The sequence below is a fragment of the Trichocoleus desertorum ATA4-8-CV12 genome, from assembly GCA_019358975.1.
Classification (GTDB): domain Bacteria; phylum Cyanobacteriota; class Cyanobacteriia; order FACHB-46; family FACHB-46; genus Trichocoleus; species Trichocoleus desertorum_A.
Map to the genome: position 1 here is coordinate 50,037 of JAHHIL010000033.1, position 6,421 is coordinate 56,457.

At 47.2% G+C, this 6,421-nt stretch carries 6 protein-coding genes and 2 pseudogenes; 3 read left to right on the forward strand and 5 right to left on the reverse strand.

Annotated elements, in window-relative coordinates; translation table 11 throughout:
- Positions 1 to 205: 205 nt before the first annotated feature.
- Positions 206 to 331, forward strand: a pseudogene (locus tag KME12_19430) (IS1 family transposase).
- 398 nt (positions 332 to 729) lie between these two features.
- Positions 730 to 942 (forward strand): transposase family protein, encoded by a 213-nt coding sequence (locus tag KME12_19435; protein ID MBW4489960.1) that lies wholly within the window; start codon positions 730 to 732, stop codon positions 940 to 942.
- Here KME12_19435 and KME12_19440 read toward each other — a convergent pair.
- A protein-coding gene (locus KME12_19440; GenBank protein ID MBW4489961.1) for an ISNCY family transposase occupies positions 939 to 2,350 on the reverse strand; the annotation gives its coding sequence in 2 pieces (ribosomal slippage) (positions 939 to 1,079 and positions 1,082 to 2,350; 1,410 coding nt in all). The genes KME12_19435 and KME12_19440 overlap by 4 nt on opposite strands.
- Before the next feature lie 156 nt (positions 2,351 to 2,506).
- On the opposite strand from KME12_19440, the pseudogene KME12_19445 reads away from it, so the two are divergent.
- Positions 2,507 to 2,959, forward strand: a pseudogene (locus KME12_19445) (transposase).
- Between the two features lie 220 nt (positions 2,960 to 3,179).
- Here KME12_19445 and KME12_19450 read toward each other — a convergent pair.
- From KME12_19450 to KME12_19465, 4 genes are all read right to left on the reverse strand, one after another.
- Entirely contained in the window at positions 3,180 to 3,347 is a 168-nt protein-coding gene (locus KME12_19450; GenBank protein MBW4489962.1) for a hypothetical protein, read from the reverse strand.
- Between the two features lie 137 nt (positions 3,348 to 3,484).
- A protein-coding gene (locus KME12_19455) for an ISKra4 family transposase (GenBank protein MBW4489963.1) occupies positions 3,485 to 4,545 on the reverse strand; the annotation gives its coding sequence in 2 pieces (ribosomal slippage) (positions 3,485 to 4,389 and positions 4,389 to 4,545; 1,062 coding nt in all).
- A 259-nt stretch (positions 4,546 to 4,804) separates the two neighbouring features.
- Positions 4,805 to 5,758, reverse strand: a complete 954-nt coding sequence (locus KME12_19460) for a peptidylprolyl isomerase (protein MBW4489964.1) — start codon at positions 5,756 to 5,758, stop codon at positions 4,805 to 4,807.
- Positions 5,759 to 5,827: 69 nt separating this feature from the next.
- A partial coding sequence (locus KME12_19465) for a hypothetical protein (GenBank protein MBW4489965.1) occupies positions 5,828 to 6,421 on the reverse strand: 594 nt, incomplete at its 5' end.

A 6,421-nucleotide genomic window follows, 5' to 3' on the forward strand; every position in this document is an offset into this window, starting at 1 on the left:
AAAGGTGGAATGTATCCATTTCAATAGGTGTTACGAACTCTTATTTCAGTGTTTTCACTAATTCTATTCGCAAACCCTACTGTTGCTAGGTTTCGTTATATAGATTTACTGATGTAATCAAACTCAGTACTAATGCAGGTAGTGCCATTTAGTAAAGGATAGAGAAAAATAGCTAGTAGTCGAGTTTTACCCCAAATTCTTAGCGATGAAACCCGATTTGATTTGCCCCACTTGCAGCTCCTATGATGTAATGAAAAACGGCACCACTCGTCGAGGCAAACAAAACTACGAATGCCGGGATTGTGGTCGTCAGTTTGTCGAGAACCCGCAGTGGAAGCCCATTGATCCTGATAGCAGAGCGATGATTGAGCGGTTATTACTGGAGCGAGTTCCTCTAGCTGGGATTGCTCGTGCGGTGCAGGTTTGTGAGAGCTGGTTGCAAAGCTACGTCAATTGTTATTACCAGGGGGTGCCACAGCAAGCGCAGGTGGAACCTAAAGACAAGAGACGCTTAGTCTTGCGGATGGGCGAACTGTGGTCTTTTGTAGATGAGACATCTTGCATAAACAGGAAAGCGTGTGACAGTTGACAATTGCAGCCAGGAAAAGCAGGCTAAATTCTAGATAGGAATGACTTCCAGAAGTAGCTATGCGATACCAGGAGTCAGAGCATCTAGCAAATTCTGAATTCAAGCGTTGGTGCGGTGTGAGTCGTGGCGCTTTCCAGGAGATGGTTGAGCTGGTACGCCCTCACCTAAATCGGCAAGGCCACCGAGGGGGACAAGCAAAGCTGAGGGTCGAAGACCAGGTCTTAGTCGCCTTGGCCTACTGGAGAGAGTATCGCAGTCAGTTTCACATCGGTGTGAGTTGGGGGTTGCACGAAACTACAGTCGGGCGGACTGTGAGAAAAGTGGAAGACCTGCTGACGCCCCAAAAAAACTAGGGCGGCAAAACTAGCTGGAGAAATTTCTGCTCTAGAACCGCGAGGTAACGAGCCGGATCTTGCCGGAATCGACGTTGCTGAACGCGCTTGTGCTGATGCTGTTTTAGCTGAGCTCGCAACTGCTGCAATCCGCAGGATTAACTGTCGCTAATTCAGCCGCCGAATAGGAACGGCGCTGAGTCGCCACAGCAGCAACCAGCTGTACTGAACCCCGGGTGACGGCGGTGGCAGGAGCGACTTTACGTCCCGTACAGCGACGTTGGTGATGTCGCCACTGACCAAAGAGATGTACCAAGTCGTTGTTCGTTCTGGGTAAGCCCTCAACGTCATAGCAATGAAACAATCCCGGCCAATAACTGCGCGTCACCTTGAGAAACTGCTCTAGCGCCTGGGTCAGCACTCCGGCTTGAGCGATCCTGCCTGAGATTGCACCCAGCAATCCGCTCAAGCGACGACGTACTTGAGTACCCGGCAACTCAATTTCATTTTCAATTTGACGAGAGCTTGAGGAAGCCCCCTTTTGTTCGAGTTGTTCGAGACTTTGCTCAATTGCCTGAAGTCTTTGGTGCAATCGTAATCCCGCTGCATCCAACGGTGGACGACCATCATCGGTTAAAGCAGAGCGCACCGCTTGGCAGTATCCCTCTATCACCTCTGTTATGGCATCATCACCCTTTGTTAGAGAGCGTTCAATGGCTCGTACGCCCCGCACCCGTTTCTTGAGTTCCTTCTTGGCATGGCGATCTGCAGCATAAATCTCCCTCGCCGCTTCGCGCAGATACTGGAAATGGCACAGCCCATGAGCAACCTCAGGTAAAGCCATCGCTACCGCTTTACGAATCGATTGCTGCCCATCACTGACCACCCCGACAACGGGAACACTCAGACTTGCTTTCACCTGCTTGAATAAGCTGGCCAGGTCATCAGTGGTCGCTGACAGCAATGTCTGTGCCAGCAGAATCTCTCCACTCAGGCAATCGCGAATTACCCACAACACTTCATGCCCCATATCCGGTTGCAATCCATCAATGGCCAGAATCACTCGCTGCTGATGAGTGAGCCGAGCTTTCAAAGCCTCACATTTGCTTAACTTGAGGGCGAGCAATTCGTCATAGCGCTTTAACAGGTTACTGACGCTGCGTTCACTAATGCAGATATCTCGTTGTTGCAACTGTTGGTGGATTTGAGGCACGCTTCGATGGTTTTGGTAGCGCCAGGCTCCAATCAAGGCCATCACATCCAAGCCAAATTCTTGTTGGGGCAGCGCCCATTTGCCTTTAGCTTCGGGGCGATAGGGCTGATGGTAACGCTCACACTTTGGGTGAGGACAGCGACGGATTTGTAGTTGCAGTTGCACTACGCCTTGAAGGGTGCGGACTTGACGATAGTTGTCATAGGCATGCCACATGGAGCTACCACAGCTGGGGCACTTGCGACGGGCACACTTGAGCCCTTTCGCTTTCGTTGGTATTGGTTGGGGACTGTTTCGCGCCATACGTCTCGGCTCGTTGCACTCAGTTCATACCTTATCGGAATTTGTAGTTATTGCTCTAGTTGACTTTGCCGCCCTAGAAAAAAACAAAGACGCTACTACAGTGGCAAGCAGCGCTGCCACACGCTAAAAGCACAGTTGGTGGTGGAGTTTGAAAGCGAACAAATTATTTGTACGGCGCTAGACACGGGCAGAACCCATGACTTTAAGCTGCTCAAGCGCAGGCGCTTGCCGTTCGTCTCGTCTCAAGTGTGTTTAGCCGACCGAGGGTATCAAGGCTTTGCCAAACGTCATTGTGGGGCTTGTACTCCCGCTGAGAAACGATGTCAGCAACCTCTAGCTAAAGAGGAAAAGCAACATAATCGGGCCTTAGCTCGACTGCGGGTGAGAGTGGAGCATGTGATTCGTTGCCTCAAAATCTTTCGCATTTTTTCAGGACGCTATCGCAACCGCAGAAAGCGGTTTGGCCTACGCTTAAACCTAATTGCTGGGCTACTCAACTACGAATTGGCACACCCCTCATGATTTATGCAGGATGTCTTATAAGGCATCGATTAGATTGGCTGGTCGCGTCAATTAAAAATCTTGCCCCTTCAATAATTGTCATTTAGGTCGCGTCAATTATCCGTCAAGCCACAACCTCTTCAGAGCCAGGAATGCAGGCTAATTGTCATCATGATTTTCTTGGCGCGATCGCTGATAGGAAAGGGCAAGATTTTTAATTGTGAGCAGCCAATCATAATTGTCATTTCACAATGTCTACTGATTCACCTTGGGTAATGGTGGAACGCTTCTTCCAGAGGCATTCTTCAGCCAATGCGGGCTGGTCTAGAACAACCATATCGGGGTTATAACCTGACTTTTCTGTATCTAGTGGTTTGATGATCGCCTGCCGAAGAATGATGTAGGGCAATTGCAGCCGCTTGCTTTCTAAGAACTCGTAAAGATGTCAAATGGATTCTATATGGTTAGTTATTGGTGGGTGAGACTGTTTAGGATTTCCTCAAGCGTGCAGAAGGGTGCGTGTCACCTTCTTGAGAGAAAAATAGATTACAACTGGTTATTGAGATAAGCACAACGATGAGCTAAAACCTTTGGCACATGTTCTGGCTTCCATCGTGCCCCTGAAATTTTGAGTCGCCGATCAATTTGTTTGACCGTTGATTCAACGGCCCCAGAACCAATTGAGCAAATGCCCTCCGCTTGCAAATGATCATAGTTGACAATGCGATGATGATGTTTTCGTAGATACTGACGGAAACAGTGAGCTTGGTGCTTTTGACACTCCTCAAACAATGCTAGGGTCTCATTCACTTTTCCCTGCCAAAGCAAGGAACGAGCCTGCGCCAAACGCTTGAGTGACCCGCCAACTTTTTCCAGGTTCTCCATCAAGTGATACCAATCGAGAATTTCACGACGCTCGACCTCCCCTCTGACCTGCTCAAACAAATTCCAAATCCCATCATGTCCATCTCCTAAACACGTCACAACCGCAGAGAGCGGTTGCTCATTGAGCCACTCCAATAAGGCTCCATTGTCATCTAACCATGCTCCATGAAGCTTCTCTGGGGACAGATGTATAGCTTTGTACTGCTTCCAGCGGGGTTCTTTCCCTGGCTCCACGATTAATCGCACTGTCCCACCGTCAATGCTGACTTCCTCCACTTCTGCTTGTGACGGGGAGCGTTCAAACGACTGACGCTGCACAAGTCGTTGTTGGGTTTTCGCACTCACCCGCATCCCAGTCAACAGTTCGATGTCTGCGGCTGTACGCTGGTACGACACATTCGCACTGACTCGCAAACAACATCTCTCCAACATGGGGCTGAGATGACTGCCTGACTTGACCTGTAAGCGTTCAGCCTGTTGGCTGGTGATGCACAATGTTCCTAAAAAGCTCTTTAGCGTTCGCTGGTATCCTTCTGTGGTTGCAGTCGCTGTTGCAATAAAAAAACACCCAGTTGAGGCAACACCCGTTCCTGGGTCTGTTGGCGAATCGTTTGCTCAATCCCTTCCAATGTTTGCAGCTGCTCGGCAGGGGTATTGCGATACAAAATCTGGGCAATGGTATCAATACTCTGTTGTAGTTGTGCTTGATCTTCTGGAGTCATAAGACAGTTGGAGAGTAGGCTTCTCTCCTAGCCTAGTTTTTCTCTCAAGAAGGTGACACGCACCCCGTGCAGAATTGGTTGAACAGCCTAAAACCTAGACCTATCTTAATCATATGAATCTCGTTACGCATCTCGTGGTCAGTCAAGCCAACTGACACTTTATAACCCCACATCTTTTAGGAGATTTAGACCGCTTGCCCTTATGAATTATTTACTAGTTAACGTCACGCAAATTGAAATTCTAGAGAATCACCCAAATTTATGGAATAAGCTTTAGGAGTTGGACGTCTATACGAACATCATGAAATTGCTCGTTAAGCCAACTATCAAACAGTTCTGTTCGAATACTTTCAACAGTAAAGTTATCTAGCTCTGCTGGTTCAACTCTCTCAACTTGAAAAAGGTGAAAATTTGACGAAATAGGAATTGGTCCAACAACATCATTTGTCTTTGCAGAAAAGATACTTTCAACTGAATCTAGCGGTAAGTGACAACGAAAAATCAATCTAGTCCCATCATCTTGGTTCTCCACCGTTTTCTCAATTGAGTAATTACGTGCTACTTGAACAAAATCACTATTTTGTTGGCTAAGCTGATTATATAATGTCTGAGCTAAGTCTTCTCTTGGAACGATAATCTGATGTATGTAGGCGCGATCGTAGCGACTAGAATCTGCATCGAAGCGTACTGTAATTTGGCCCCGAGTAACATAGTCGCGAAGTTTACTCATAAGTAAATTGCGGTGTAAGGAATCTTCAAAATCGGCTATGCTTATATGCTCACGAGCTAGCCAAGCATCCATCTCAATAGTGGAAGTTAAGTCGTTCTGTTGGCGAAATGTATCTGCAGCATTTTGAAGTTCATGCGGTGTTATTTCTATCTCAAAGGTATTAGCATATTCCAACAGAGATCGTTCGATAGTAGCTTCACGCAGTAAAGGCAAAAGTTTGCCACGTCTATGAAGTCCCTTCAGAAATTCTGCTGTTAGTACTGCGTATTCTGCCAACTCAAAGTTGAGTGGTGGTTGTGAACCAGAAGGTAAAAATTCTGGAATTGAAGGTTTAATGCTTGAGTTGGCAGATTCTTGTTGGGTTATCTGTACTGTTTCTGAAGCAGATGGTTTTCTGTCTGTTATTTTTTCTTGATTTAATAATTGTTTTGAAGAAATCGCTCTTACACTATCTGGTTGAAAAGATGGATTTGGCTTTGACATAAATAATTGTTTGAAGGTAGTTACTAGTTATGCAATGAGGCTGTCTTGAATCAAGCAATTCAAGGATCACTAAAATGGCCACCAACCAGGCAGTCCTGGTACACCAATCCCAATTTTTGAGATTAACTTTCCTGCCTTATCAAAGACTGATTTTCCGTATTCCCCAACACTGTTCCAAATTTCGACAATCGTTGTTCCGTCAAACTGAGCAATGTATCTCTCTAGCATTTTATCGGCAGTGCCGGTAGCATCAGCCCACACGCCTTTCCAGTAGCGTTCTGTTCGGTTCCAATATTCTTCTACCCACTTACCATCTGCTAGCTCGCTGAAGCGCTCTAGCATTTTATCGGCAGTGCCGGTAGCATCAGCCCACACGCCTTTCCAGTAGCGTTCTGTTCGGTTCCAATATTCTTCTACCCACTTACCATCTGCTAGCTCGCTGAAGCGCTCTAGCATTTTATCGGCAGTGCCGGTAGCATCAGCCCACACGCCTTTCCAGTAGCGTTCTGTTCGGTTCCAATATTCTTCTACCCACTTACCATCTGCTAGCTCACTGAAGCGCTCTAGTATTTTGGCACCGTCACCAAGCTTGTCCCATACCTTTTTCAGATAGCGTTCTGTTCGGTTCCAATATTCTTCTACCCACTTACCATCTGCTAGCTC

Excerpts from the sequence above, each read along its gene's own strand:
- KME12_19460 (MBW4489964.1), bottom strand. The coding sequence starts at position 5,758 with ATGTCAAAGCCAAATCCATCTTTTCAACCAGATAGTGTAAGAGCGATT.
- KME12_19435 (MBW4489960.1), top strand. The coding sequence starts at position 730 with ATGGTTGAGCTGGTACGCCCTCACCTAAATCGGCAAGGCCACCGAGGG.